The 25,278-nt window shown below is 69.4% G+C and carries 21 protein-coding genes; 6 read left to right on the top strand and 15 right to left on the bottom strand.

Annotated elements, in window-relative coordinates; all coding sequences use genetic code 11:
• The first annotated feature begins 12 nt into the window (after positions 1–12).
• Positions 13–444 (top strand): hypothetical protein, encoded by a 432-nt coding sequence (locus OG538_RS08235; protein WP_406091622.1) that lies wholly within the window; start codon positions 13–15, stop codon positions 442–444.
• Entirely contained in the window at positions 441–4,331 is a 3,891-nt protein-coding gene (locus tag OG538_RS08230; protein ID WP_406091620.1) for an NACHT and WD repeat domain-containing protein, read from the top strand. Before OG538_RS08235 ends, OG538_RS08230 begins: the two co-directional genes overlap by 4 nt.
• A gap of 344 nt (positions 4,332–4,675) precedes the next feature.
• Here the strand turns inward: OG538_RS08230 and OG538_RS08225 are convergent, their stop codons facing one another.
• The 10 genes from OG538_RS08225 to OG538_RS08180 form a co-directional block, all read right to left on the bottom strand.
• A complete protein-coding gene (locus OG538_RS08225) occupies positions 4,676–5,914 on the bottom strand; it encodes an MFS transporter (RefSeq protein ID WP_406091618.1) in 1,239 nt (412 codons plus the stop codon).
• Positions 5,907–7,091: an acetyl-CoA carboxylase biotin carboxylase subunit family protein gene (locus OG538_RS08220; protein ID WP_406091616.1), complete on the bottom strand. Its 1,185-nt coding sequence runs from the start codon at positions 7,089–7,091 to the stop codon at positions 5,907–5,909. The genes OG538_RS08225 and OG538_RS08220 overlap by 8 nt, the downstream gene beginning before the upstream one ends.
• The gene (locus OG538_RS08215; RefSeq protein ID WP_406091614.1) at positions 7,088–8,305 is read right to left on the bottom strand and encodes an ATP-grasp domain-containing protein; all 1,218 of its coding nucleotides are present in this window, start codon (positions 8,303–8,305) and stop codon (positions 7,088–7,090) included. Before OG538_RS08215 ends, OG538_RS08220 begins: the two co-directional genes overlap by 4 nt.
• Positions 8,306–8,385: 80 nt before the next feature.
• On the bottom strand, positions 8,386–9,393 hold the full coding sequence (locus OG538_RS08210) for an NUDIX hydrolase (protein ID WP_406091612.1): 1,008 nt from the start codon (positions 9,391–9,393) through the stop codon (positions 8,386–8,388).
• Between the two features lie 55 nt (positions 9,394–9,448).
• Positions 9,449–10,459, bottom strand: coding sequence for a hypothetical protein (locus tag OG538_RS08205; protein WP_406091610.1), 1,011 nt, complete (start codon positions 10,457–10,459; stop codon positions 9,449–9,451).
• A gap of 88 nt (positions 10,460–10,547) precedes the next feature.
• A complete protein-coding gene (dcd, locus tag OG538_RS08200; RefSeq protein WP_406091608.1) occupies positions 10,548–11,090 on the bottom strand; it encodes a dCTP deaminase in 543 nt (180 codons plus the stop codon).
• Positions 11,087–11,617 carry a 2'-deoxycytidine 5'-triphosphate deaminase domain-containing protein gene (locus tag OG538_RS08195; protein WP_406091606.1) on the bottom strand — a complete coding sequence of 177 codons (531 nt, stop codon included), beginning with the start codon at positions 11,615–11,617 and terminating at the stop codon, positions 11,087–11,089. Before OG538_RS08195 ends, dcd begins: the two co-directional genes overlap by 4 nt.
• On the bottom strand, positions 11,617–12,552 hold the full coding sequence (locus tag OG538_RS08190) for a hypothetical protein (protein WP_406091604.1): 936 nt from the start codon (positions 12,550–12,552) through the stop codon (positions 11,617–11,619). Before OG538_RS08190 ends, OG538_RS08195 begins: the two co-directional genes overlap by 1 nt.
• Before the next feature lie 155 nt (positions 12,553–12,707).
• Positions 12,708–13,286: a hypothetical protein gene (locus tag OG538_RS08185; RefSeq protein ID WP_406091602.1), complete on the bottom strand. Its 579-nt coding sequence runs from the start codon at positions 13,284–13,286 to the stop codon at positions 12,708–12,710.
• A gap of 11 nt (positions 13,287–13,297) precedes the next feature.
• Complete coding sequence (locus OG538_RS08180; RefSeq protein ID WP_406091600.1) at positions 13,298–14,203, bottom strand: class I SAM-dependent methyltransferase; 906 nt, start codon at positions 14,201–14,203, stop codon at positions 13,298–13,300.
• Between the two features lie 690 nt (positions 14,204–14,893).
• Here OG538_RS08180 and OG538_RS08175 point away from each other — a divergent pair.
• The 3 genes from OG538_RS08175 (at position 14,894) to OG538_RS08165 (ending at position 17,737) form a co-directional block, all read left to right on the top strand.
• A complete protein-coding gene (locus OG538_RS08175; RefSeq protein WP_406091598.1) occupies positions 14,894–16,156 on the top strand; it encodes a hypothetical protein in 1,263 nt (420 codons plus the stop codon).
• Positions 16,157–16,206: 50 nt separating this feature from the next.
• Entirely contained in the window at positions 16,207–16,920 is a 714-nt protein-coding gene (locus tag OG538_RS08170) for a YqcI/YcgG family protein (RefSeq protein ID WP_406091596.1), read from the top strand.
• A gap of 85 nt (positions 16,921–17,005) precedes the next feature.
• Complete coding sequence (locus tag OG538_RS08165) at positions 17,006–17,737, top strand: tyrosine-protein phosphatase (RefSeq protein ID WP_406091594.1); 732 nt, start codon at positions 17,006–17,008, stop codon at positions 17,735–17,737.
• A gap of 410 nt (positions 17,738–18,147) precedes the next feature.
• Here OG538_RS08165 and OG538_RS08160 read toward each other — a convergent pair whose 3' ends face one another.
• The 5 genes from OG538_RS08160 to OG538_RS08140 form a co-directional block, all read right to left on the bottom strand.
• Positions 18,148–19,353, bottom strand: a complete 1,206-nt coding sequence (locus tag OG538_RS08160) for an MFS transporter (RefSeq protein WP_406091592.1) — start codon at positions 19,351–19,353, stop codon at positions 18,148–18,150.
• Positions 19,354–19,885: 532 nt separating this feature from the next.
• Positions 19,886–20,917 carry a LacI family DNA-binding transcriptional regulator gene (locus OG538_RS08155; protein ID WP_406091590.1) on the bottom strand — a complete coding sequence of 344 codons (1,032 nt, stop codon included), beginning with the start codon at positions 20,915–20,917 and terminating at the stop codon, positions 19,886–19,888.
• Positions 20,918–20,991: 74 nt separating this feature from the next.
• Positions 20,992–21,825, bottom strand: coding sequence for an ATP-binding cassette domain-containing protein (locus OG538_RS08150; protein WP_406091588.1), 834 nt, complete (start codon positions 21,823–21,825; stop codon positions 20,992–20,994).
• Positions 21,822–22,817 (bottom strand): ABC transporter permease, encoded by a 996-nt coding sequence (locus OG538_RS08145; protein ID WP_406091586.1) that lies wholly within the window; start codon positions 22,815–22,817, stop codon positions 21,822–21,824. The genes OG538_RS08150 and OG538_RS08145 overlap by 4 nt, the downstream gene beginning before the upstream one ends.
• A 120-nt stretch (positions 22,818–22,937) precedes the next feature.
• Positions 22,938–23,960 carry a substrate-binding domain-containing protein gene (locus OG538_RS08140; RefSeq protein ID WP_406091584.1) on the bottom strand — a complete coding sequence of 341 codons (1,023 nt, stop codon included), beginning with the start codon at positions 23,958–23,960 and terminating at the stop codon, positions 22,938–22,940.
• A 247-nt stretch (positions 23,961–24,207) separates the two neighbouring features.
• Between OG538_RS08140 and OG538_RS08135 the strand changes: the two genes are divergently transcribed.
• Positions 24,208–25,215 (top strand): carbohydrate kinase, encoded by a 1,008-nt coding sequence (locus OG538_RS08135; protein WP_406091582.1) that lies wholly within the window; start codon positions 24,208–24,210, stop codon positions 25,213–25,215.
• Positions 25,216–25,278 lie beyond the last annotated feature (63 nt).

The raw sequence follows: 25,278 nt of genomic DNA, 5'->3' as shown, positions 1-25,278 counted from the left end.
CAAGGAGAAGACATGGAGACGAGTGTGGAACTCGCCGGCCTGGCATCGGCAGCCGCGGCGCGGCTGATCGATCTGCTGGCGACGGACGGCTGGGGCGCGGTCAAGTCCTCGGTCCTGTCCCTGTGGCGTTCCGCGCACCCGGAGCGCGTCGAGGAGGATCTCATCGACGCACGGGCCGAGTTGCTTCAGGCGCGGCAGGCGGGCGGGGGCGAGGAGCTCCAGGGTCTACTGGCCGCCGAGTGGCAGGCCCGGATCATCCGGCTCGTGGCCACGCGGCCGGACGCAGTCGACGAACTGCGCGCGCTGTTCGGCGGGGAACCGCACCCTGCCGGGAGGCCGGAACAGCAGGTCACGGGCTCGATGACGCTGGAGGCACATGTCTCCGGCGGCGACGCGTTCCTGGCCGGCCGGGACATGAACGTCACCAGGGACGGACAGGCGTGACCGAACGCAGCACCGATGCCTCGACCCCCGACGAGCCGCCAATCTGGCAGCCGAGACGTCAGGAGGCGCGGGTGACCGGCGGCGGCAGCGCCTTCATGGCCGGCCGCGATCTCCACGTCCGGCTCGGCGACGAGGGGCGCACAACCGAGCCCGGCCCCGGTGCCGACAAGGTGCCCTGCCCGTACCCGGGCTTGGTCCCGTTCGACGCGAAGCACAAGCAGTGGTTCTACGGCCGTGAGCGCATGGTTCACCTCGTGTGCGAGCGAATGGACGCCCGGATGCGTGAGGGCGGCCCGCTGATGCTGATCGGCCCCTCGGGGGCCGGGAAGTCGTCGCTGCTCGCGGCCGGGGTACTGCCGGCCCTGGGCGACGGCCGGCTTCCGGTGGCGGGGTCGAGTACCTGGCCGCGGCTGCTGCTGACCCCGACGGCGACCCCGGCCCTGGCCCTGGCGGCCGCCGCCGGCCTCGACACCGAGACCGCCGCGCGCAGGGCATCGGCTTGGCAGGAAGATCCCGCACAGTGCCTGGCCGAGCTGCGCCGGATCACCGGAGCCGGCGATCCGGCGCCCGCCGAGGAGCCCCCCTCCACGGGCCTGGTCGTCGTGGTCGACCAGTTCGAGGAGATCTTCACGGCCTGCGGCGAGACCGAACGGCAGTGGTTCATCGACGTGCTCGACCGTCTGGCCCGGCCCACGGGCGGTGCGGTCGTGGTGTTGGGAATACGCGCGGACTTCTATGCCGAGTGCACGGCCCATCCGCAGCTCCGGGCGGCGCTGAGGGCCGGACCGGTCCTGCTGGAGCCGATGACGGAGGGCGAACTCAAGGACGCGATCCGCCGCCCGGCAGGCAGCGTGGGACTCGACGTCGAAGAGGGCCTGGTCGAGGTGCTGCTGACGGAGCTGGGCACGGTCGGCGGCTCCCTCGGGGCGAGCACCACGGGCCGGCTGCCGCTGCTCGCACACGCGCTGCGGGCCACCTGGCAACAGCGCCATGGCCACACGCTGACCGTGGACGGGTACCGCGTCACCGGCGGCATCCAGGGCGCCATCGCCATGACGGCGAACAGGCTCTACGACACCCTGCCGCCGCCCTGCCAGGAGGCCGCACGGTGGGTGTTCCTGCGGCTGGTCATCGTGGGGCGCGACGCCGACGACACCCGCCGACGCGTCCGCTACGAGGAGCTGCTGCGCCAGGCGCCGGACCGCGTTGCGGCCGCCAGAGTCCTGAACGACTTCACCAGTGGCCGGCTGCTGACCCTGGACCAGGACATGGTGGTGATGACCCATGAGGTGCTCATCCGTGCCTGGCCCCGGCTGCGGGACTGGATCGGGCACGACCGCCCCGGAAACCTCGTACGACAGGATCTGGAAGACGCGGCCGCGCTCTGGGAGGATGCCGGCCGGGAGGCAGCTGCCCTGTACCGCGGTAACCGTCTGGAGACCTCCCTCGCCTGGGCCGAGACGCGCGGTCCGGAACTCAGCGACGTCGCCCGGGCCTTCCTGGCGGCCGCCCGCCACCACCAGCGGCGCGGGCAACGGCTCCGGCGCGGCGCGGTCGCCACTATCACCGCCCTGGCCGTGGTCGCCTCGCTGGCCGCGGTGTTCGCCTTCCGACAGGAGGCCCACGCCCGGGCCGCCGCCACCAAGGCCCTGCTCTCCCGCGACCAGGCCATCAACGCCGCCGTCACCTCCGCGTCCGTGCAACTGGGCCCGACCGATCCCTCGCTGTCCGCCCAACTTGCGATGACGTCCTACCGCATGGACCCGACCCCGGATGCGGCCTCCCGGCTCATCACGACCCAGAACACCCCGCTGGACACCCGGCTTCCCGGCCCAAGCGGCGCGGTGTACACGGTGGCCTACAGCCCCGACGGGCACATGCTGGCGGCCGGGAACGTCCACCAGAACCTGGTCCGGCTGTGGGACGTCTCCGATCCCGGCCGTCCGGTCGCGCTGGGCCGGCCCGTGCCCGTGGACCGTTCCGTCAATTCGATCCTGTCGCTCGAGTTCAGCCCGGACGGGCAGGTGCTGGCCGTCGGCGGCCACACCAGCCACAACGGTGACGCCGGTTCCGGCGGATTCGTCGATCTGTGGAGCCTGACCAGCCCCAGCCACCCCGTTCTGCTCGGTCGGCCGGAGAGTCCGGGCATTCAGGACTGGGATGCCTTGAGTTCCGTCGAATCGCTGGCGTTCAGTCCCGACGGCCGAACCCTGGCCGCCGGACGGAGTGCCGGACTCGTCAGCCTCTGGAACGTCACCCGCCCCGATGACGTCAAGCCCGCGGGAGCGCCCCTGAACCTCCACTGCCCCGACGTCTTCTCCCGTCGCGTCGAGTTCAGCCCCGACGGGCACACCCTGGCCACCGCCTGCGACGACGACGCCGGCACTATCAGCCTGTGGAACACCACCGATCCGGGCCACCCCGTCCACGGCCGTTCCCTGAAGACCGGACATGACGTCAACTCCCTGGCGTTCAGTCCCGACGGCAACACCTTGGCTGCCGGATCCACCGACAACAAGGTCCACCTGTGGAAGGTCGCCGACCCCGGCCACCCCGCCCCCCTGGGCAAGCCGCTGACGGGCCCCGCCCAGGCCGTCATGTCGGTGGCGTTCAGCCCCGACGGTCACACTCTGGCGGCCGGCAGCGCCGACCACACCATCCGCTTGTGGAACGTCTCGCGCCCCGGGGCCATCGGCCCGCTGGGCCGGCCACTGACCGGCCCCGGCATCGCGGTCACCGACGTGGTGTTCAGCCCCGACAGCCGTACCCTCGCCGCCGGGAACAGCGACGGCAACGTCGATCTGTGGAGTCTGCCGTCCACCCGGATCATCGGCGACGGCGGCAATGTGGCATCCGTGGCGTTCAGCCCCGACGGGCGCACCCTGGCCGCAGGAAACCAGAACAGGACCGTCTCGCTGTGGAACACCGACGATCCCGGCAACCCCGCTCCCCGCGGTGATCCGCTCACCGGCCCCAAGGGCGCGGTCGACGCCGTGGCGTTCAGCCCGGACGGGCGCACCCTGGCCGCAGGCGACAGCGTCGGCAAGGTCCACCTGTGGAACACCGCCGACCCCAGCCATCCCGTTCCCCTCCCGGAGACCCTCACCGGAGCGAACGGGCTCATCTTCTCCCTGGCGTTCAGTCCCGACGGCAAGACCCTGGCCGCGGCCGGCGACGACAACGTGCACGGCACCATCGCCCTGTGGGACGTCAGCGACCCCGCGAAGCCCGGCACTCAGCCCGGCATCTCCAATTCGGACACGAAGTCCGTCTTCTCCCTGGCGTACAGCCCCGACGGCACAATGCTGGCGGCTGGCGGTGACGGCAGCGAGCACACGGTCGGACTGTGGAGCACGACGGACCAGGGGGTCCGTATCGGCGAGCCGATCGACCAGCCGATCACCGTCAGCACCTGGGTGGCGTTCAGCCCGGACGGCCGCACGCTCGCCACCGGGAACAGCCGCGGCACCGTCACCCTGTGGAACGCCACCGACCCCAACCACCTCACGCGCAGGGGCACTCCCTTGACTGTGCCCGGCGGCAGCCTGTGGTCGGTGGCGTTCAGCCCGGACGGGCACACCCTCGCGGCGGCCGGCCATACCGGGAACGGCACCATCCACTTGTGGAACGTCACCGATCCCGATCACCCCGCCGCCATCGGCCGACCGTTGACAGTGGAGACCGGATACGTCGCCGTTCTGGCGTTCAGCCCGGACGGCCACACCCTGGCCGCCACCACCGACGACGGCGTGGCCACGCTTTGGGACCTGAAGGTCGAGTCCGCCATCAGCCGCATCTGCGCCGCGAGCTCCGGCGCCCTGAGCCGTCAGCAGTGGACCCGATACGTTCCCGAACTGCCGTACGACCCACCCTGTGCGACCACCTAAGGGCTGTCCCGCGATTCCTGGTGGATCAGCGCGCGGCGTCGGATGCGGTGCATCGCAACGCGGCGAGGTGCCGTAGCTGTCGGCCTGCGCCAGCCAGGAATTGCGGTGACCAGCACGCTCCCCGGCGGGACAGGGCCGGCAGGTCTCGAGTTGCCTCCATCGCCGACTCGACGAGGCAGCCTCCACCGGCCTGACGGATAAACGGACGGATAAACGGACGGATAAACGGACGGAGCAACGGACGGATCAACGGGCGGAGTTCGAGCACCAGGTCCACGACCGGCCCGTGGCTGCGGCCGAGTCGCAGGTCCTATGGAGCCGGCCCCACTTCCTCCCGCGCCCGTTCACGAGTCGGGTGAGCCCTCGGGCCCGAGCGGCCGGCTGTCGCTCACGCGGACGGTATGGAAGAGCCAGATCAGCAGGGCCGCAGCCTCCAGCAGGATTGCCGGCCCCCACAGCCACCACCCCTGCATCGCCGCCAGGGCGTAGGTCATGCCCGACAACGGGACAGCCCCCGCTATGAACATGCGGATCACGCTGTTGATCCGGCCCGAGAGATGAACCGGGATGGTCTCCTGCCGGTAGGTGATGGACACGACGTTGCTCAGGCCCAGTGCGAAGGAGTTGACCGACCAGGCCAGGACGATGACCCAGATCGGTGGCTCCAGCACCAGAAGTCCGAATCCTGCGGCGGCCACCGCCTGGAACACCAGGATGCGGGACTGGAGCGACCACGAGGGGAGCGCTCTGGGGGTCAGCTGCGCACCCCATGCGCCTATGAAGAGGCCGATCGCCAGGGTCGCGCTGATCACGGTCGGGTTCGTGCCGCGGTCACCCATCAGGGTCACCAGGACCGATCCCAGTCCGCCCAGGGCCAGATTGGAGACGGTCATGCTGAGGACCAGCCACCCGATCTCCGGTTTCGCCAGCCATCGGAAGCCGACGGCGAGGTCATCGCGCAGGCTCGTGTCCGCCGGCTCGACCGGAACCCGAGGGAGCCGCATCGCCCAGGCTCCCGCGCCGGCGTAGAGCACCGCGATGCCGAGCGCCGCGGCGCGGGCGTCGAGGGCCACCAGCACCACGCCGCCGCTCAGGAAGCCGAGAACCTTCGCGAACTCGATCGACGACGACACCCGCGCGACCGCACGGACACGGTTGGCCGGGCTGATCAGCTCGGGGATGAGCACGAACTGGCTGCTGAGCGACGCCGCGACGCCGCCGAGGCCGGAGAGGAAGAGGGCGCCGGCCACCACCCACGCCTGGTCCAGGAACAGTGCCGCGACCGCCACGCACACGGCCTGCTGGACCTGTGCCGCGGCGAACATGCCGCGGCGCTCGTACCGGTCCAGGTAGACACCGATGACCGGGGAGACGGCGTACGCGATGCCGCGGAGCGCGAACGTCAGGATCGCGCCGGCGACGGAGCCCGTGGCGCTGAGCACCGCCAGTGGTGCCACCAGCATGAGCCCGTAGTCCGCGATCTTCCCGATCACCGAGGTGCCGATCAGGACGCGTAGCACCGGGCGTTCAGCGGCCTCTTGGCCGGTGGCCGGTGAGTCGGTGTCCCTGCCGCTCTCAGGCACGTGATCCTTCTTTCCCGACGACGGCCAGCACCTGCGCCAGTGCGGTGTCGAACTCCTTCTGCCCGGCGGCGCGCAGCACCACGACGTGTCCGTAGTCGGTCGCGTGCTGCACCGGTCCCGGGATGTCCGCGACGACGCGCCGGTAGGAGACCAGACCGGGCACCTCGCTCAGCGGTACGGCGAGGTCCTGGTCGTTGACGTTCTGGAACACGCCGATGACACCATGCGTCGCCCCGTCGACGGCACCCGGCCGGATCAGGGGATCGAGGCCGCACTGGAGGCGTACCGCGGCGCGTACGAGGTCGACGCCGTGGGTCCGGGCGACGATGTCGTCGATCCCGCCTCCGCCGGGGCGCGCGGCGGCCTCGCAGAAGAGCAGACCGTCCTCGGTCACGAAGAACTCGGCGTGTGTCACACAGTCGTGCAGTCCCAGAGCCTGCAGGACCTGCTCGTTGAGGTTCAGCAGCGCGCTGCGCAACGGCCCGTCGGTGAGGACGACCGAGCCCTGGTAGGGCATGCGGTCGAAGTGACCGGGCTGCTGCAGGTATCTGCTGGCCGAGGCGAAGACGACGCGGCCGTCGTGGACCACCGCGTCGACATGGGCCATCGTGCCCTCGACGAACTCCTGCAGGAGCAGGTTCTCGGCCTGACCGCCGAGCCGGTCCACCGCCCGGGGAATGTCCTCCGCCCGGTCGACGACCACGACCTCCGTGGCACCCAGCCCCCAGCGGCTCTTGACCACCGTGCGTCCCGTCCACGGCAGCTCCGCGGTGCCGTGCGTGGCCTCGGTGACCGGTGGACAGGGCAATCCGGCCGCTGCCACGGTCCGGGCCATGAACAGCTTGTCGCGGTACGGAAGGATCTGCTTCTCGGTGGGTCCCTCCAGCCCGTGCCGGGCGCGCACCCGGGCTGCCATGAGCAAATCCTTCTCGTGCAGGGAGACGATGTGGGTGGCGTGCCGGGTCCTCACCATCCAGTCACAGACCGCCTCCAGCTGCCGGGGCTTGGTCATGTCCGTCACGACGACATCGGGAAAGGCTTCCCGGGACCAGGCAGCCAGGCCGCCCGCGTAGGTGCGGGTCAGCAGGGCGCGGTCCCATCCCGTGCCTGGGACGTGGGTCCCGCCGGTTCCCACCGTCCAGTCGAGCCGGTGCCGGTTGACCACGAGTGGCTTCATGCTGACGTCCCCTCCGTTACCTCGATGACGCCGACGGTGAGCAGGTGGTCGACCGCGTCCCGCAGGGTGCGGGCGTCGGCGGCGCGGACTTCGGCCGCGCCGAGCCGGTCGGCCGAGCTGAGCAGCGGGCCGACCTCGGAGCCCACTTCCACGTCCACCCGCCAGGAGATGATGTCCGCGTTTCCCACCCGGTCGGGTCGTTCGAGTACGCGGGTGACGGTGCCGGGCGGCGCGGTGAAGAAGACGATGGCCGCCGCGCCGGCCACGGCCGGTCCCGTGCAGTCCCGGATCACGTGGTCGACTGCCGCGCGGCCCGATCCCTCCGGAACCAGCGACCACGCCAGCGAGGCGCGTCTCCAGTCGATACCGGTGGTGGCTTCGGCGAGGTCGACGATCCCGTCGCCGCCGGGTCGGTTGTGGGTCTCGATGACGCTCACTCGTCCGGAGCCGACCATGAGCTCGGTGTGCGCCGGTCCGTCGGTGATCCCCAGGGCGTCGAGCAGTTCGGTGGTGGCCCGTGTCACCCGCGCCACGTCGGCCTCACTGAGAGACGGCGGTGGTGTCAGGTGCGCGACCTCGACGAATCCGGGGCTGATGCGCTTCTCCGCGATGCAGACGACCCGGTGCTCGCCGTCGACGCTGAGCGATTCCACGCTCACCTCGACGCCGGGAGCGAACGCCTCCACCAGGCCGTCGCGGAGCTCGTCCCCGGGGAGGCGGTCCAGGTCCTCCAGCGAACCGAGGCGCCGGATGCCGCGGCTGGCCGTCCCCAGGGCCGGCTTCAGCACGGCCTGACCGGTGTCCTTCAGGATCCGGCCCACCGCCTCGCGGTCGGTCCCCGGCGCGGAGGCCAAGGACAGGTGCGGGGCGTGTGCCGCAAGGCGCTCGCGCATCCGGCGCTTGTCGCGTGTGCTCCGTACGACGTCCTCGCCCGGTCCACGCAGCCCGAGCCGGTCGGCGAGGCGTGCGGCCGGTATCAGGCCCTGCTCGGTCACGGAGACGACGGCGGTCGGCCGTGGTCCGACCGCCAGCACGTCGGCGAATGCGTCGACGGCCGCCGGGTCCGGGTAGTCCACGAGGTAGAACTGGTCGTCCTCCCCCCGCAGCACGTTCACCAGGTCGGGAGCGGTCCGGTCGACGATCAGCAGCCGAGGGCTGACCGCCTGCCCGGCACGCAGGATGTTGGGGGACGCCCCGATGAGCAACAGAGCCATGTGTCTCCTCCGGTTGTGACGTGGAGCGGGGAGCCCCTCGTCCACGGGTGTCCGAGAGCTGCTCCCGGTGGATCGGGCCCTCAGGACGGCGGGCGGGCGGCGGGAAGTCCGGCGACAGGAAGCTCCTCGACGGCTTCCGGCGCGGACTCGGGCCTCACCCCCAGGCGCGACACCGCCCTCACCGCCGCGTGAGCCTGGGGGTCGGCAGCCGCCCCCCATCCGCACAGGTCCGGCACGAGGTGGGCAGGCACCAGCAGACGGCGGTGGACCGTGCCGGTGGCCGGATCGGTCGTCACGGGACCGACGGCCGTGGCCACAGCCGCCAATCGCACCCGGGCGACGGCCTGGCCGTCCGGTCGCCGGTCCATCAGATAGCCCAAGTGGACCGGCTGCGTGATCTCGATGTTCGTCTCCTCCCTCACCTCGCGGACCGCGGCCCTGGCGGGGTCCCCCCGTTCCTCGATCTCCGGGGTGCCGCCGGGGAGACCCACCGTGCCCTTGCTGTCGACGTATGCGACCACGCGTCCGTCCGGTACGAACAGCCACACCCACGCCTGACGGACCGGAAGCCCAGCGGGGACGGGGGCCTCGTGCCACGCCCACGCGCCGCCGCTGTGCAGGGCGGGGGCGATACCGAATCGGTCCATGACCTCCAGTACCGGAGGGATGTGCCCGTGCTCCGTCTGGGCCGCGCGTCCGTCGCGCCGCGCCCGGAGAGCGGCCAGCGCACAGCGGGTGTCGGCGGGGGACAGGGCGGAGGACAGGTCCTCGGGGGCGACGAACTCGTTTTGGCCGTCCCCGCGGAGGCGGTCGACTGTGCGAGGGCTGACGGTCCCCGCGTCCAGGACGTGCCGGACCGAGCCGTCCGGCCGCCAGTCGCACACCAGCAGTGCGCCCAGCCGCGGGGTGAGGCCGGTGGTCCGGTGGACCGCCCGCGCGGCCGCTGCGCGCGGAGACGTGTCCGCGCCGGTGCGGCCTGTGGGCAGCATGAGGGCCCCGGCGGAGGAAGCCGTCAGCAGGAGGCGCCCGCCGGTGTCCGTGACGAGCGCCGAGACCTCTACGGAGCCCGCTTCTGGAGCGCTGTTCATGAACGTCCTCAGCCCAGGGTGTGGATGAGCGGGTGCCCGGCCCCGCACGGCCCGGTCACGAGACCGGGCCGGCGGTGGCACGGGTGGCGAGCAGGAGGGACGTCGCGTCGGCGAGACGCCCCATGTCCTGTGTCAGCCGGTAGCAGGGCGTCCGGTCCGCCAGTCGTCGCAGCAGCCGGGTCCGGCGGTCGGCGTCCGTAGCCGGGAACCAAGCGGCCAGGTAGGGGTCGTACTTGGTCGCGTTGTCCTCGACGTGCTCGCTCAGCGCCCGGTACGCCTCCTGTGGGGTCAGCCGGGTCATGACAGGACCGTCCGTGGTGGAGTCGAACCGGGGCAGGACGACCAGGTCGACCCGGGACTCGGGCAGCAGGGAGCGCCCCGTGACGTGGGCGAGTTCGGCGCAGCGCACCCAGACGGAGCCGGGCAGCCGGTTGCCGGTGTCGGAATGGACGGCGTCGCGTGTGTGGTGACGGCCGGGGAAGGCGTTGGTGGGGTGGCTGGTGTCCGACAGCAGACTCAGGAGGGCCGGGGTGTCGCGAGCCAGGGCCAGCAGCGCGTCGGTGCGGACGTTCACGGTGCGCGGAGAGCCGTAACCCATGAGGGCACCGACGTCGGGATCGGTGAGGACGAGGTCGTCGTTGGAGACGAAGTCGGCTCCTCCATGGAGCAGGGCGCTGAGGATGCTGGAGGTCTTCCCGGAACGCTTGTGCCCGAGGAACGCGATGCCGGTGTCCCCGGCACGGACCAGACCGCCGTGCAGGAACAGGTCTCCTCGCTCGTACACCTGCCAGCGAAGCAGGTACCTCACCGAGCGCAGGAGCTGCTGGACCGTCCAGCCCTCGTCCTCGTTCGTCAGCGCCATCCGTCGCCGGGTGTCGTCGACCCACACCACGCGGTCCGGTTCGTACTCCGACTCCAGGACCATGCGCCGCCAGACGTCCTCGGACGGGGGGGAGTCACAGACCCGGACGTGCGGCGCATCCACCGGGCCTTCGGCGGGCAGCACATCGATGTAGGGCGAGATCAACTGCGTGAGCCCGGCGATCACGCCTGTGGGCGCGCTCACGTGGACCGAGGCACCGTAGGCAGAGGCAACCACCTGTCGGTCGCCGCTCATGGACGGGATCCCTTCGTAGGGCGAGCTGCTCGGACGGTCATCCGACGGGGGGCAGGGACTGCCAGAACGGATCCCGGAAGATCATCGACTTCCTCGGCCCCTTGGAGCCCTGGTACTTACCGCAGTACAGGGCGATGTCGCCCTGCGGCTTCCAGAAGGTCATCTGGGCGAGACGCATCCCGGGAAAGATCTTGAGCGGCAGGGTGGAGAACAGCTGGAACGTCACGGTGCCGATCGATCCGATGTCGATGAGATCGGCGGTGACGTGGACGAACAGGCCGGCGCGCGCCGTACTGGACTTCGCGTGCACCATCGGCACGAACTCCGTGCTGCCGACGATCTCCCGCGAGGAACCGAGGCAGAAGCCGAGCGGTTCGAGCAGCAGGCCGGTGTGGGGGATGGTGATCTCCTCGACCTCCTGCTCCTCCCTGGGGTCGATGACCTCGTTGCGGTAACGCAGGATGGTGTCACCGAGCGTCAGATCGATGCTGTTGGGGTTGAGGTGGTCGGGATCGAAGGGAGTGACAGTGATGCCGTCACGTCCGACCTGCCGTCTGATCTCTGGGCCGGTAAGGATCACTGAAACTCTCGCATCGCCGACGGGACCTGGTGGAGTTTGGACGGCATCGGGCGGTCGTGGCGCCCGTACCAGCCGACATAGAGGGCGCCACTGCCCTGGCTGTCCCAGAACGACACTTGGCCGATGATCTGGCCGGGGTAGACGTAGATGTCGAGCGCGGGGAGCAGTTCCAGCGTCCAGCGGTGGACCGCGCCCTGATGGCCGAGGTCCGCCGACAGCTGGACGAACAGTCCCAGCCGGCCGATTGAGCTGCGGCCGATCAGCGAGGTGACGTACTGGCCGCTGCCGATCTGCTCGAGTGTGTGCCCCAGGTAGAGCTGACCCTTGCGCAGCAGCACCCGGCCGTCCGCCGGCTCCAGCAGTTCCTGACTGAACCCGTCGCTGTCCGAGTCCGCGTGCACCTGGTAGATCTCCTCGCCCAGGCGGTAGTTGTAGCTGTTGGGATTGATCCGCTCGGTGTCGAACGGATCGATGACGATGTCGCCGCTGGAGACGGCTTCCGTGATGGCCTGTCCGGTGAGGATCATCACATGACCACGGGCATGATCTCGGATTCCACCAGGTTCCTGAAGTCCACGTCGAGCGGTACGTCCGACCCCCACTTCTCCCAGTGTTCCTGCCGGTCGGGCTCGCGGACCGCGTAGAAGGAGAGAATGCCGAGCAGCCCCCACAGTTCGAAGTGCGGGACCATCTCGGCGTCGCCCTCGCAGAGCGTTGCGGAGGCGGTGTCGAGAAACTTCTTGTGAAGCTCACTGCCTCGCAGATGCAGGCTGACCGCCCCGACCGCGTGGGCGGGTGTGGACAGCCCGGCGATCGGGACGTTCAGCACCCGGAGGCGTTCGTCCGGTTCCACGATCCAGTTCTTCAGATTGGCGTCGGCGGAAATCACCCTGAAAGGAGCCGGGTTGCGCTCGGCCGCCGCTGCGAATCCTCCGTCCAGCCACCGGTCCACCGCGACAGCCACATCGGTGCCGTCGTAGAACGGACGCGCCCGGTTCCAGTACCGGCGCCCGTAGTACTCCACGAACTCACGATGGGTGGGCCAGGGGGTGGCGGACCGCTTGTAGAGACCGAACCCCTCGTACAGGCGAGGCAGATGGGCACAGGCGCTGACGTAACGGCTGAGGTTGGCGACGATCTCGTCGTCGGACGGGGCGCTGCCGGCCTCCAGTTGGTCCGCGAGGTTCTGCCCCTCGACGAACTCGCAGAACGTCGCGTCGAACGGATCTCCCTGGTCCGTCTCGAAGACCTTCAGGACACGCTGTACGGGAACGTGGTCCATGAGCGCCTTGTTCACCCGGGCCAGGTAGCCCAGCGGGATGTCCGTATCAGTGACGTGCTTGGCGACGATGCGACCGGCCTCCGGGGAGGAAACCTGGAAGACGACGTTGTTCGTGTCGCTCAGCTGCGTGATCTGCGCATCGGGAAACTCGCTCTCGAGGAACTTCCGGAATGCACCCACATGAACTCCCGTTCTTGCTCTCATATTCTGCTGCGGAACAGCCCTTGGCGCCCTGCTCCGCCGAGGCGCCCCACGCTGCCCGGCGCAGGCTGTCCGCGAAGTAGCGACAGAGTGTCAGATCATCTGCGGTCAGCTGATGTCCCCGCCATGTCGCGCTACTGACCGGCAAGCACCTCGCCGAGGGCGACCACCTGCCGTTCGAGAGTCGCCAGGCTTCCCTCGTTGACCAGCTCGAAGTCCGGGATCACCGACTCACCTCCGAGTTCGGTGGGGTGGTCGTCCCGGCCCGCCGTCTGGTCCCCGCGCTGCGCCTTGCGCGCGGAGCGCAGCGCGTCGGGAGCCGAGACCCGCACCAGCCGGAACCCTCCGGCCGCCAGCGGGCCGAGATCCACCGGCCGAGCGTCGTCGCACAGCAGGAGATCGGCTCCCGACAGAGCCGCGGCCTCACACCTGCGGGCAAAATCCGCCACGAGGAAATCGGGGGAGATGCGCCGGAAATGGGAACCGAGGAAATTCAGCAGCGCACCGTCCTGCTGCCCCGGGGCCAGTTCCTCACCGAGTCGCCCATAGAAGGCGTGCTGCACGTCGTAGAGTGGCTGGGCGAGCTTCACCACCGAGACTTTGAGGCCGGCCGCCTCAAGGACGGGTGTGAGGAATGAGACGGTCGTCGACTTCCCCGCACCCGGCAGCCCGAAAAGGGCGACCCGCGAGATTGCACGCTCAGTGAGTGCCACGGTGGACTCACTCACTTCCGGCAGACGAATACCGAAGCCTGCTTGCTGATCTCAAAGTACCCGACATTCGAGATCTGCTTGGCGACTGCTTCTTCCACGGCTGTGTACAGGCTGTCGATCATCGTCTGGGAAATGGTGTCCCCGGCGTGGGCCTTCACGCCGAGCAGCCGGTGCCCGTTGCCGTAGAAATTCATGAACTGCTCCGCCTTGTCGAAACGCAGCGCGTCTACGTACGGCTTCTCCTCGACCGAGGTGAAGGTCCGGCTCAGGATCTCTTTGGCGTTGTCCAGCACCATGACACCGCGCCGGCCTTGCGGAAGCCGCTCGATGAAGTCGCTCGGGAAGCCGACGCGCTTCATCGTCTCAAAATGCAGGTCATACATTTCGGGCATTGAGTGGCGGGCCTCGATGGTGACGATGGCGTGCCCTTCCGGGTGCAGGACCCGGGCCATCTCGCCCAGCACGAGGGCCGGGTCCTCGATGTAGTGGAAGATGTAGTTGGCCATGACCCGGCGGAACGTGCCCTCCTCGAACCCCGAAAGGTCCTCGGCCCGGCCCTCCTGGAAAGTCAGGGGCACCCAGGCGACGTTGACGTTGCGCTTCGCCAGTTCGAGCATCGCGGGGGAGACGTCCACCGCCACCGCGTAACCGCCGTGACGGAGCCGGCTGACCACGTCGCGGAGGATGAACCCGTTGCCGCAGCCCAGGTCGAGCAGCGACTCGTCCCCATTCAGCGCGAGGCAGCGCAGAAGGTGGTCGATGTGGGCTTCGCTGTTCTGCCGAAAGACGCTGTGCGTCATCTGCTGGGTTGCCAGGGCAACATTGTTGCCGAAGTGCTCGCGAATGTAATCCGCGCCGAAGTTGAACTGCCCCAACTGTGCTGCGTCCGTCGAGCTCTGCGTCACGAAGTCCTCCATGGAAGGGCAGCCAATCGGCTAGCTGTCGGTGGCGCGACCCTAGCGAAGTGATTACCGCGATTTCAAGACTCTCCTGCCGGCAAATTTTTCCCTCGGAAGAGTGCGGAGTTGGGGTGTATGAGTCACTCCCTGCCTATTGATACTGCTCAGTGAAACGATCCGGGGCAAGCTGGGGCGATCCTGTCGTCGCGGGGCGCACCGGACAATTGCAGTCGGCCCACGGCGGAGGTAAAGCCCCTGGTCGGCGGCCTTTGTTCGGCGGGATGAATGATTCCACTCGACTTCAAAGGTCCCCGTTGACACCCGTCTCTGCGACCACCTAACCTGACGTGCGATCATGACCCGTGATGCAGTCGTGACCGAAACAAAGTGCTGTTGAATTCCTGATCGATGCCCTATCCGGACATGGGGCTTTTCTGAATTGTGGCGGCAGCGGCTGTGGAGCGATGTCAATCATCCATGCATTGTCATTTTCTGAGGTCGGTCGCCGAATAATCTTCCGACCGGTTCCTTCGGTCCGGCTGACCGCAACCGCACCGCAGGTCACTCGCTGAAGCCTCCTTGGCGCGGGGGTGTACGCCCTCGGCCGTCCGCGTCCAGCCGGGCTCGCCCGCCATGGGCGACTTGCCGCTGGTCCGCTCACACCTACGGCGGCACGCACCGGCACACACACAGGGGAAGGGATTCCACTTGATCGACATCACGGTCGAAGACGCCGTCGGAACCGAGCCGGAGCACTACCTGGTGCTGGGCGACGTCGGTCTCCACTATCCGCTCGCGCCCCGGCCGGGCACGCCCCTGGTCGTCGTGCGGATCGCACCGAGCCCCTTCAGCTCGGCAGGCCCCCAGGCTGTGGAGTACCTGAAGCCCCCGGCGACCGCGACGCGGTGGGCGCTGCTCCTGGACGGCGAACGCGAGGCTGCGACAAGGGAGTTCACCGAACCGCTGGTGGTCTGGCGCGGGACGTCCATGGATCCGGACTTCGCTCGGGTCCTGGCCACGTGGCGAACGGACGGGGGCCGGGCGGCAGACCTCGACACGATCACACCGCTGGCGGTGCTGCGGGTGCATCGCGGCACCGGGTGCGACCGCACCGAGGTCCTGATGTGCACCCGGATGCGCGAGGTGGGCGCCGTTTTCGCCCGGGTGGCCACGGTGGAGCCGAAGGACGGCGCCACCGTGCCGGAGATCGCGCGCGAGGCGCTGACCCGGGCGCACGAGCTGCGTGACCATGTAGCCGTGGAATGGCAGGAGTTCACGCACTTCGAGCCCGAGACGGAGATCGAACTCAAGCTCGGTCTGAAGGAGCGGGTGTCCCCCTGGGGGCTGGCCTCACGGATCGCGTCCGTCGTGAGTGACGGTCGCTTGCCGGGGTTCCTTCCCGATGTGGGCAACGAACTGCAGCGCTGGCACTTCCAGCAGCACACCTTCGAAGTCCTCGACCCGGTCGCCGAGCGCGGCTACATCGCGTTCATCCGGAAGCCCTCGGGAAGCTACGAGCTCAAGCACAAGGTCTTCGCGGCCGACGCGATGCGGCGCACCGAAACGTTCCGGCAGGGCCTTGAGATCCCGACGGGTGAGTTCGCCGAGGTTCTGGCGCGGGACTACGGCGAGTTGACGTGTCGTCGGCTCCCCTCCTTCACCCGGTGCCGTTTCGACGTGAACGTGGAGTCGGCGTCCACCGGACACTTCTTCGGGATCGAGATCGACGAGGTGGTCGTACCCGAGTACGACGCGGTTCTCCAGCAGGTCGAGATCGAGTACCACCGCTCTCGGGTGCACGACGGGCTGGACCAGGCATCGATCGACGCGGAGCTGTACCGGCTCGCGGACGCGGTCGGGGAGTGGCTGGCGGAGGCCGGCGTGACATCCGAGAAGACCTTCTACTCCAAGCTGTCGTTCCTCCGCGACTGCATGTCCGGCGGGAGGCCCACGGCACGGCCCGTCGGATGACGGCCCACTGATCGCCTCACGCCGACATCGATTACTGGAGGTGGACGAACGTGTTGTACCGGGCCTCACAGGTCGCAGCCAGCGAAAGTACCGGGGCACGGCGGCTGGGGGAACTCGTCGAGGAGTTCACCCACCGTGTGCTGGACCCGGCGTTTCCCTGCATTTTCGCTCCCCGCCCCGTGCTCGAGGACACCCTGCTGTTCGGTCTGGCCGAGGCGGCCGAGGCGGCCGAGGCGGCGGACCTGCTTGCCGAAGCCGCGGGGGCGATCTCGAAGGAACCCGAGCAGATCGTCGTGATCTTCGCCGACCTGCCCGGGACCGGATCGCTCCGGGCGGAGCGGGAATTCTCGGCGGGGGTGCTGCGCCTGCTGCGGAGAATGGACCGGCACGACTGGCCGGAGGCGACACCGCTCGACCCGGAGGACCCCCGCTGGGTGTTCTGGTTCGAAGGCGTCGACTTCTTCTTCAACTTCAGCACGCCCGGCCACCAGGACCGGCGCAGCCGCAACCTGGGACCCGCGTGGACCGCCGTCGTCCAGTCACGCTCGTCCTTCGACACCGTCGGGGGCGCGGACCACCGCGCACGCCTGCGCATCCGGGCGCGACTCGCCGAGTACGACGCCGTTCCGCCGCACACGGCGCTGGGCGCCTACGGCGACCCCGACAACCACGAGGCCCACCAGTACTTCCTCGGCGACGGGACGGACCCGGGCCGGTCCCTGGTAGGGGTCGAGGACCTGCGGCTCCCCGGGCGGGACGCGTGAGCATGCCGCCCGCCCGGCAACAGGACAGACGATGTCGCTCCGACCGTGTCCACACCGGCACCTGCGGGGCGGGAGAGCGGATCTGATGCGCACGATTGAACTCGCGCTGCCCCACCTGGTACATGACGTCCTCGGACAGCGCGGCAGCGGGGAGCCCGTGCGTGGCCTGCTGCTGCGGGGAGGTTTCACCGCTCGCTACACCGCCGAGGACATCGCGGTGCTCCGCACGCACGGCATGGCGGCCGTCCTGGACCTGCGAAGCGACCGGGAGGCCGGCAAGCTGGCGCAGGACCTGTCGGCGGCGGCGGGGGTGAGCTACCGCCGGATACCCATCGGTGACGAGGCGTCACGACCGTTGCCGGACAACTGCGCCACGCTTTCGGATCTGTATCTCCGGCACCTCTCGGTGAACGGCCCCGCACTGGCCGAGGCGGTTGAGTACGTCGTGGAGCCCCATGGCGGGGCCGTGCTGGTGCACTGCCGGACGGGCCGGGACCGTACCGGCCTCGTCGTGGCTCTCGCGCTGGGCTTGGCGGGGTGGGACCGGCAGGCCGTCATGGCCCAGCACGCCGAGGCAGCCGAGGCGGTCGCCCCGGTTGTGGCCCGCCGGCGGGCGTCCTGGTCCGCCAAGGGCAAGGATGTGGAGTACTTCGATGCCATGAACACCGGGTCGGTCCCCGCGATGGCGCAGGCTCTGGACTGGATCACCGAACGGCACGGCACGGTGGCACAGTTCCTGGCCTGTCACGGGGCGCCCGCAGGGCTCGCGTCGAACGCGGCGCAGCGGCTGGGACCGGGTTCAGCGCCGCAGCGGTAGCGGACGCCGGAGCGGCGGGGTCCGGTCGGGTGAGCGTCATGACTCATGCGGCCGGCTGTCGGCCGCGGCAGATCGCCGCGATGCGGGAGTGCCGCGGTGCGGGGGTGAGCAAGGGTGGCTGTCGGCTCGAAGGGTGCGCGCGGGGGACTGGCGGGGATGTGACACGCCGGCACGAACTCGCCCGGGTCGCTCCGGTCTGTCGCTGCGAAAGGCAGGCCGGTGTCGGACTGCCCAAGGGCTGTCCCGCAGTTCCTGGCGGGCGCACGACGACAGCCGCGGCACCTCGCCGCGTTGTCGAAACGCCCGAACACATCCCGTATGCGGGCGCCTCTCCGCTGTGCGATGCACGGCAGTTGACGCCGCGCGCTGATCCACCACGAATCGCGGGACAGCTCTCGGGCCGCCGAACCTCAGGAGTCGGCCTGCGGAACTGCAGCGGGGGCGCCGACGCCTCTGCCGAACGCCCGCATGGCGAGGGCGCCGGCCAGGGGCCCGGGTGCCAGGAGGAGGAAGGCGTAACGCCAGCTGATGGCATCGGCCAGCAGGGGGGTGAGCTGGATGGTGATGACGGTCAGGGCGAATCCGATCGCGGTCTGGGCGGTGAGGGCCGTTCCGATGTAGCGGTGGTCGGCGACCTCGCTCAGTGATGTCGAGAACACCCCCGAGTCCGCGATCACGGCCGCACCCCACAGCGTGCAGAAGGCGAACAGAAGCAGCGACGAAGCATGGAAGAAGAAGGGGGAGGCCAGGCAGCACAGACCACTGAGCAGAAGAGCTGTCATGGCGGCCGGCGGACGGCCGAAGCGGTCCGCGCCCCAGCCGCCGATCAGGCAGCCGGCAGCTCCTCCGAGTCCCATGGTGAGGAACACCGTGATCTCCACCGAGCCGGGCAGTCCCCGCGAGGCGGAGGTTGCCAGCAGGAAGGACGGGATCCACGTCCACAGGGCGTAGAGCTCCCACATGTGCCCGAAGTAGCCGAGGTTCGCCAGCCGTGGCCCGCGCTCGGTGAACATGTTCAGCGCATACCTGGGATTGCGGACCGGCGCGGACTTCGCTGCGTAGGGGCCGGGCCGGACAAGGAGCAGAGCGATGACGGAACCCACGAACCCGGCTGCCGCAGCGGCGAGCAGGACATCGCGCCAGCGCAGCGATCCCACCCCGGCGATCAGATGAGGAAGCGTGGAGCCAAGGGTGAGGGCGGCGATGAGGACCCCCATGGTCCTGCCCCGTCCGGCGCTCCCGGCCCACGAGACCATGAGCTTCATGCCGGTGGGGTAGACCCCGGCCAGGAACATCCCGGTCAGGAACCGCAGCGGGATGGCGACGGCCAACTGGTCGGCGACCAGGGCCAGCACCACGGTGCAGGCGGCAGCGGCTGCGGCACTGGCGGCGAGCAGACGCTGCGGCGGGACGCGGTCAGCCAGATTCAGGGCGGCCGACGCCACCGCCCCGGCGACGAAACCGATCTGTACGGAGGCCGTCAGCCATACCGCCCCGCCGGCAGTGAGTCCCCAGTCGTTCCGGAGGCTGGGAACCACCGCCGACATGGAGAACCACACAGCGAGGCCGAGCACTTGCACCGCGGCGATCGCACCACGTTGCACACCACTGTTCACACGTACCCCTCTTGGGCCGAGGCCTAAGGGCTGTCCCGCAATTCCTGGCGGGCGCACGACGACAGCTACGGCACCTCGCCGCGTTGTCGAAACACCCGAATACATCCAGTATGCGGGCGCCTCTCCGCCTTGCGATGCACCGCATCCGACGCCGCACGCTGATCCACCAAGAATTGCGGGACAGCCCTTAGCTTCGCAGGCCGCGCACACTGCGGCCGAAGGCCGACCCTAATGCCCCCGGCCCCGTGCGTACCCGGGCAGTCGGCTGCCCGGGTACACGATGCCGCCGGCTCCCTCGGTCGTGACGCTCGCCCTGCTCCTTCCGAAGGAGCCGGCACCAGCGTCGGCGACGCCACCAGGGCTGAAAGCGCTGCGCGTTGCCATCGCGGTGGGCGGCCGCGACAGCGGCGTCCTGCCAGTCTGCCGGCGGGACCACGACCACGTCCCCGACCGGCAGCGTGTACGTGTGGCCGGTGCGGAGGCGGCGGTGGGGTGCGAGAGCGCGCGGGCCTTCGACGATGCGATGTCCGCCTCAGTCCCTCTGCGCCTTCGCAGCAGGGAGTTCTCCCGAACCCCGGACGATCAGCCGGGTGGGGACGGTGATGGTACGGGCACGGGAGCGGTCACCGTCCAGGCGCGCCAGGGCGGTGACCGCTGCCCTCCGGCCGATCTCCTCGGGGTCCTGGGCCACGACTGTCAGGCCGGGTTCGAGGGCCTCGGCGAGCGCCACGTCGTCGAAGGCGACCACGGCGACGTCCTTCCGCCTGCTGCGGGCCAGTTCGGCGACCATCCCCAGCGCCACGATGTTGTTGCCGGCGAACAGAGCGGTGGGGGGATCGGCCAGCCCCAGCAGGTGGGAGGTGCAGACAGCGGCCCCGTGCTGGTCGTGGGCGTTGATGACCAGGGAGCGGTCGTGAGGGAGGCCGGCTTCTGCCAGGGCCGAGCGGTATCCCGCCAGGCGTTCACGGCGGGTGTAGAGGCTGGTGGGGAGGTCGCCGACGAAGCCGATGCGACGGTGGCCGTGAGCGATCAGGTGGGTGACGCCCTCATGTGCTCCCGCGCGGTTGGAGCTGACGACGCTGTCCGTGGCCAGCCCGGCTCCCGGCCGGTCGACGAAGACGACCGGCAGTCCCGAGCTCCGGTGGGTCCGCAGGTGGGAGTGGTCGGAGCCGACGGCGGGGATGACCATCAGGATGCTGACGCGGCGGGCCAGGAACGTGTCGCTCAGGGCGCGTTCTCGCTCGGGCTCGTCCGCGGATGCCCCCATGAGCAGGGTCAGGCCGCGGTCCCGCACGACGTCCTCGATGCCGCCGGCCACCGCTCCGAAGAAGGGGTTGCCGAGGTCGGGGACGACGAGTCCGATGGTCGTGTCGGGTCCGCCGACACGGATGTTGCGGGCCATGAGGTTCGGCTGGAAGCCGAGTTTGGCTACGGCGGCGAGAACCTGTTCCCTGGTCCGGGCCGAGGCGGGCCCGTCCTCGTTGAGTACCCGGGAAACCGTCTTGGCGCTGACGCCTACTTCGCGGGCGACATCGGCCAGGGTGGGGCGGCGGTTCGCTGCCATGGAGCGGGGGTCTCCCTGTGCTCGTCGGTTCCGGCCGCGGCCTCGGCCGGAACCTGTGAGTGTTGCGTCGGGTGTCAGGTGGCCTGGACCCCCGCTGCCTTGGCGGCCTCGGAATCCGCTATGACAGTACCTCCGGCCTCGTCGAGGGTCAGCGCGCCGGTCATGATGGCGACGACTTCCGCCATGGTGTGGTCGGATGGCTTGATCACGGCGGCGCGACGGCCCAGCCGGTGGACGTGGATCCGGTCGGCGATCTCGAAGACGTGCGGCATGTTGTGGCTGATCAGGACCACGGGCATGCCCTTGTCGCGGACCCGGCGGATCAGGTCGAGGACCTGCCCGGATTCCTTGACGCCGAGGGCGGCGGTGGGCTCGTCCATGACGACGACGCTGCGCGCCCAGGCGACGGAACGCGCGACCGCCACGGCTTGCCGCTGTCCGCCGGAGAGTGTCTCCACCGCCTGCGTGAGCGATCGCAGACCGATCTTGAGGTCGGCCATGTGCTCGGCAGCTTCCCGTCGCATGCGCTTCTTGTCCAGCATGCGGAGGGCGCTCCCGAGGACACCGGGCCGGCGCAGTTCACGTCCCAGGAACATGTTCGAGGCGATGTCCATCGAGGCGGCCACCGCGAGGTCCTGGTAGACCGTCTCGATGCCGTGGGCGCGGGCGCTCTGCGGCCCTGTGAACTGGATGGGTTCGCCGTTGAGGCGTATTTCGCCCGCGTCCGGTGCCACCGCACCGGTGAGGGCCTTGATCAGGCTGGTCTTGCCGGCGCCGTTGTCGCCGATGACCGCGAGGACCTCGCCGGGCAGCAGGTCGAAGTCCGCGCCGTCGATGGCGGTGACCTGGCCGTAGCGCTTGACCAGACCGCGGGCCTGAAGAACGGGGGTGGGAGTGGTGGTGGTCATCGGGCCTTCCTCCGGGACATCTGGTCGACGGTCACTGCGAGGATCACGAGGATCCCGGTGATCAGGGTCTGGTAGATGGAGGCCACACCCATCAGCTGGAGGCCGTTGCGGAAGACACCGACGATGAGGACACCGATGAAGGTGCCCAGGACCGAGCCGCGTCCGCCGAAGAGACTCGTGCCACCGAGGACCACGGCGGTGATGCTGTCGAGGTTCTCGGTCTGTCCCGCTTGCGGGTCACCGACGCCGGTGCGGGAGATGAGCAGCAGGGCTGCGAGCCCGTACAGCACGCCGGCGACGGTGTAGATGCCGATGGTCAGGCGGGAGGTGCGGATGCCGTTGAGCCGTGCGGCTTCCTGGCTGTTGCCCAGGGCGTAGACATGCCGGCCCCATCCGGTGTTGCCGAGGGAGTAGGCCAGGAGGAGGAAGAGGGCGATGGTGACCAGCGAGCCGTAGGTGATGTCCGTGCGGCCGAGCGGGAAGGTCTCTCCGAGGGCGGTCAGCGGGCCGGGCAGGCTGGTGACGGTCTGTTCTTCGGAGTAGATGTGGGTCAGGGCGAACGCCACGTTGAGCATGCCGAGCGTCACGATGAACGGCGGCAGCGGGATCTTCTGCACCAGAAGCCCGTTGAGAAGGCCGAAGCCACCGCAGACGGCCAGGCCCAGGGTGATGGCGAGGAGCGGGGGCAGGGTGCCCTCGGCCGCCATCTTGGCGATCACGATGCTGCCGAACGCCATCACGGCGCCGCACGACAGGTCGATGCCCGCCGTAAGGATGATCAGGGTCTGCCCGATGGCGAGGGTGCCGACGACCATGACCTGCTGCACGATCAGCGAGAAGTTGCCGCCCGTGAGGAACTGGTCCGTGGAGGTGGAGAAGAACACGCAGGCAAGGAGGAGGGCGGCAAGGGGGCCGGTGGTCGGCGCGGTGAGCAGTCTGCGGGCCGTGGTCGGTGTTTTGAGCTCGGCGTACGGCGTGGTGGTGGCTGTCATGCGAAGTCCTTGTCGGAAGAACAGAGGTCCTTGTGGGAGGACAGAGCGCGGCCGTCCCTTTTCGGGTAGGGGCCGGCGACCCCGCCAACGGGTGTCGGACGGCGGCGACCCGGGGTGGGCTCAGCCCCAGCAGTTGTCCAGGCCATAGGCGGTGTCCTTCGCTGCGACCCCTGCCTGTGCCTTGTCGGTGATCAGGCTGACGCCGGTGTCGGTGTAACCGGTCGCCTTCTTGCCGTCCTTGGCGTACGTCACGACGGCCTTGACGCCTTCGGCAGCCATCTTCAGCGGGTACTGCTGGGAGGTCGCGGCGATCTTGCCGTCCTTGACCGCCTGCGTCCCGGTGCAGCCGCCGTCGACGGAGACGATCAGGACGTCCTTCTCCCGGCCCTTGGCCTTCAGCGCGGTGTACGCGCCGAGCGCGGCCGGCTCGTTGATGGTGTAGACGACGTTGATGCCGGGAGACTTCTGCAGGCAGTTCTCCATAGCGGTCTGGCCCTTCGCCTGGTCGCCCCCGGTGTCCTGGGAGCAGACGATCGCCGGGTCCTTCTCGCCGAGGCCGAAGCCCTTGAGGAAGCCGTCGTGCCGCTGGATGCCGACGGCGACGCCGGGCGCCAGGTCGAGGGTGGCGATCCTGGCCGCCTTGCCCTTCATGGCAGCCTTGGCGTAGGCGCCGATCAGCTTGCCGGCCGCGAGGTTGTCGGTGGCGAAGAGGGCGTCGACCGCGCTCCGGGGATCGGTGGGCGAGTCCAGGGCGATGACCATGACCCCCTTGGCTCGTGCCTTCTCGAGGGCGGGCACGATCGCCTTGGAGTCACTGGGGGTGATGAGGATGCCCTTCACCCCCGAGGCGACCATGTTCTCGACGGCGGTGACCTGACCGGCATTGTCCCCGTCGAACTTGCCTGCTGAGGAGATCAGTTGGGCGCCACTCTCCTTGGCTGCCTTCTCCGCTCCCTCCTTCATCTTCACGAAGAACGGGTTGGTGTCGGTCTTGGTGATCAGACCGACCTTGACGCCGTTCGAGCCGTCGCCCGCGGAATCCGATCCGGAACCGGATCCGCAGGCCGTCAGGGTGAGAGCCGCGATACCCGTGCATGCGGCGGCTCTGATCAGGGACGGGGTCAGACGAATGGTGCGAGGCATGAACGACTCCTGCGGGATCGCGTGCGGCTCGGCCGGCATCGAAGCATGCCGTCCCGGGGTGTCATCGTTGACTTATGTCATCGTTGACACTGCTTGCCGAGGATGATGGACTCCGTCTCCTGGGCACGTCAATGCCTTACCGCTGTTACAAATCGGCAACGTCCTCGGTCGTCGCTCACCTGCAGTGGCAACGCCCGTGGGGTGACGTACTCGGTTTGCCCGTCCGTTCGTCAGAGAAGAGCAGCCCATGAGTCCGCGTCAGATCACCGTCCTGGGCGAATGCGTCGCGGACGCGTTCGCCCGGCCAGCAAGCGCCCCGAACGAGCTCGACCTGCGTGTACTGGCTGGTGGCGGCCCGGCGAACACGGCCGTGGCCTTGGCCCGTCTGGGCACTCCGTCCCGCTTCCTCGCGCGGCTGTCCGGGGATGTGTTCGGCCGGCTGTTCCGGGCCCACCTCGAGGCTTCGGGGGTGGACCTCTCGCACGCTGTCGTGGCGTCGGAGCCGAGCACGTTGGCGGTGGCGGAGCTGGACGCGCAGGGGCAGGCCGCGTATTCGTTCCATGCGCAGGGAACGGCCGACTGGCAGTGGTCGAGCGCCGAACTGGCCGATGTGGACCTGTCCGCCACCGCGTGCCTGCACACGGGTTCGCTCGCCCTGGTCCGGGAGCCCGGGGCGGCGGCGGTGGAGGAGTTCCTGGCCGCGGCCTCATCCCGGGCCACGATCAGTATCGATCCCAACGTCCGGCCGTTGCTGGTGCATCCCGCGACCTACCGGGCGAAGATGCGGCACTGGTGCGACCTCACGGACGTGCTGCGGCTGAGCGAGGAAGACCTCAGGCTCCTTCTGCCGGAGACGCCCATCGAGCAGGCGTGCGACGTCTGGCACGCTGCCGGCGCACGGCTCGTCGTGGTCACGCGTGGCGCCGGTGGTGCTCTCGTCTCACTCGACGGCGAGCGGGTGCAGGTGCCGGCCGTGATGACGCGGGTCGTCGACACGGTCGGGGCGGGCGACTCCTTCACGGCGGGTCTGCTGCACCACCTGGGTACGCGCGGACTCCTCGGGGGGCGGCTGACCGGTCTCCGCATGGGTGAGGTGGCGGAATCCTGCGTGTTCGCCGCCCATGTCGCGGCCCTGACCTGCTCGGTCGTCGGTCCGAACCCTCCGTGGCAGAGCCAGCTGCCTCAGATCGCAGCAGCAGATCATCAGCTGACGGGCGGTCCGGTCGAGCCGGGGGAAACGCGTCCAAGCCGTTGACGCGTCGGCCGGAGTGCGTCCATCATCGGCCACCCGGGTGTCATCGCTGACATAAGTCAACGA

Source organism: Streptomyces sp. NBC_01013 (assembly GCF_045162765.1).
GTDB lineage: Bacteria > Actinomycetota > Actinomycetes > Streptomycetales > Streptomycetaceae > Streptomyces.
Note: the sequence above shows the minus strand (reverse complement) of the source record. Positions and strands in the feature narration are given on the sequence as shown.